Source organism: Moorena sp. SIO4A1, from assembly GCF_010672065.1.
GTDB lineage: Bacteria > Cyanobacteriota > Cyanobacteriia > Cyanobacteriales > Coleofasciculaceae > Moorena.
The window spans coordinates 1-2,030 of record NZ_JAAHHX010000377.1 but is presented as its reverse complement, the minus strand read 5'-3'; the positions used below and the strand labels follow the sequence as shown (position 1 = coordinate 2,030).

General features: G+C 37.0%; 3 protein-coding genes. All 3 read right to left on the bottom strand.

Annotation, left to right across the window (positions count from 1 at the left end):
• Window positions 1-1,174, bottom strand: a 1,174-nt coding sequence (locus F6K53_RS38475) for an NAD(P)/FAD-dependent oxidoreductase (RefSeq protein ID WP_293085085.1), incomplete at its 3' end; no start/stop codon positions are given.
• Window positions 1,175-1,322: 148 nt separating this feature from the next.
• The gene (locus F6K53_RS38470; RefSeq protein ID WP_293085082.1) at window positions 1,323-1,601 is read right to left on the bottom strand and encodes a glutathione S-transferase C-terminal domain-containing protein; all 279 of its coding nucleotides are present in this window, start codon (window positions 1,599-1,601) and stop codon (window positions 1,323-1,325) included.
• A 168-nt stretch (window positions 1,602-1,769) separates the two neighbouring features.
• Window positions 1,770-1,940, bottom strand: a complete 171-nt coding sequence (locus F6K53_RS38465; protein WP_229415236.1) for a glutathione S-transferase N-terminal domain-containing protein — start codon at window positions 1,938-1,940, stop codon at window positions 1,770-1,772.
• Window positions 1,941-2,030: the final 90 nt, after the last annotated feature.

Sequence of the window (2,030 nt, the reverse complement as noted above, 5' to 3'; positions counted from 1 at the left end):
TATCGGATTGGCGTAGGTTTTGATAGCGATAAAGTGCTTCAGAAAGATTATCTTTAGTTTCGGCTAATATTTCCTGGAAAACATAGATATCTTCTAAAGCAGAATTAACGCCTTGTCCAATGTCAGGAGGAAAACAATGAACTGCATCTCCTAATAAAATTACGGCTGTTCCTTGACTCTCTTCAGGGTTTCCCCAGATTTGATACAATCCTGAACAATATTGAGGAATCGGAAATTTACCCCCCTCACTGGATGTGAATCTGGCTATTTCTTCAGGGTCAATAATTTTTTCCAGGGGAATCTGAGGAAATGCTTGTTTCAGGAATTGTTCAACGTCTACTGGGGTTTCTAGTTGCCAGATTTGATGATCAGGGTAGGTAATAATATTTGCAGTTCTGGGTTGATTCGGATTTTTCAAGGGTAATAAACCCAGATTAATTGCTTTTTTACGCTCTTTAAAAGTAGACCGAATGGCATAAGCCATTGTAGATTGTGCTACATCTCCTTCTTGTTCTGATAGAGGAAATTGAGGAGGTAAGGTGAGAACTTTATATTTTAAACCGGAACTAGGAGAAGAAAACTTTTGCATTTCAAAGGAATTTGATTGACCTTTTTCCCATTCATGCAGAGTTTGACGCACAATAGAATTTAAACCATCACAACCCACTAACAGAGTAGGAGTCAGTGTCAATGGTTTATTGTCCCTAGATTGGGTAATAATTTCTAAATGCTCTAAATGTTGTTTAATCTCTATACATTCAGTTTTAAATAAAACCTTAATTTCATCTTGCCAATGGTGTTGAATTTCTTGGTAAAGTAACTCTATAAAAGATGCTCTGGGCAGCCAGTAGGCAGTTTTGCGTTTAGAATCAGCAATGGGTAGTTTCGTTGTTTTCCGTGTGCCGTCTTTTTGAATGAGAGTAAAGTAAAAGTCAGTACTAGGGACACTCACATTAGCTAGTTTGGGAGTTAGTTTTAATAAATCGGTTAATTTTTGCCCCCTGCCATCAATTTGATAACTAAAGGATTTATCCGGTTCGTAATAGTCGGCTGAGGGTCTTTTTTCAATAACCGTAATATTTTTCCAGCCTCTTTGGGCTAACATTAAAGCTGCCCCTAATCCTGCAGGCCCCCCTCCGATAATCACAACATTTTTTTTGTAGTAGTGATTCATTTTAATCTCAATTAACGCTGACGATGGCTTGTAATTAAAAACCCAATCCTGAAATTATTCACTACTCATCTGTGAATGCTCCTGCATTTGCTGATCAGAAGCCTCTAAATTTCAGTTTTTTATTGTCCGTTTGTCTGGTGTTTCATACTTAATTTAACGGCATAGGAACAGTTGACTTGACCGACTCACGCTCGTGTAATTTATCGAACCAATTTCCTATGTTAGGATATTGCAAAACCCAATCTTCATTTAAGCGAAAGCTATAGTAACCCAAGGAACATAACGCTGCTACATCTGCTGCTGTCCATGTGTCATTGCTTAATAAATATTGAGATTGGGCTAATTGTTCCTCAAAAATTGGTAAAAGGCGATTAATTGACGTTTCTATTTTTGCCCGGTAGGGAGTCGGGGCGAGATTATTGGTCAAATTTAGTATCCATAAGTTGATGATATTATCACCTAAGTTATCTGCTAATTCTTCCCATTTACGACACTCAAGCCGTTCTCGAATATGACTTGGGGAAAAACGAGGTTGTGGATAAGTTTCGTCTAAATACTCTGCAATTAATGTAGAATCCCAAATAACTGTACCATCTTATTCTACAAACACCGGTACTTTACCAATGGGAGAAACTTTAATAAATTCCGAAGGTTTATTCTTAAGATTAACTTCTTTGAGTTCGCAGTCTATTTTTTTTTCAGCTAACAAGATCCGAATTTTCCTATAAAAGTTTGATTGCTGGTGATAATACAATATTCTCGCCATAAAATATCTCCACAAAAGCCACAAAATTTTTTACTTTACATCATTGAACCCAAATTGTTAAGCTTGGCTATAACAGGAGTGTCTAGCAGC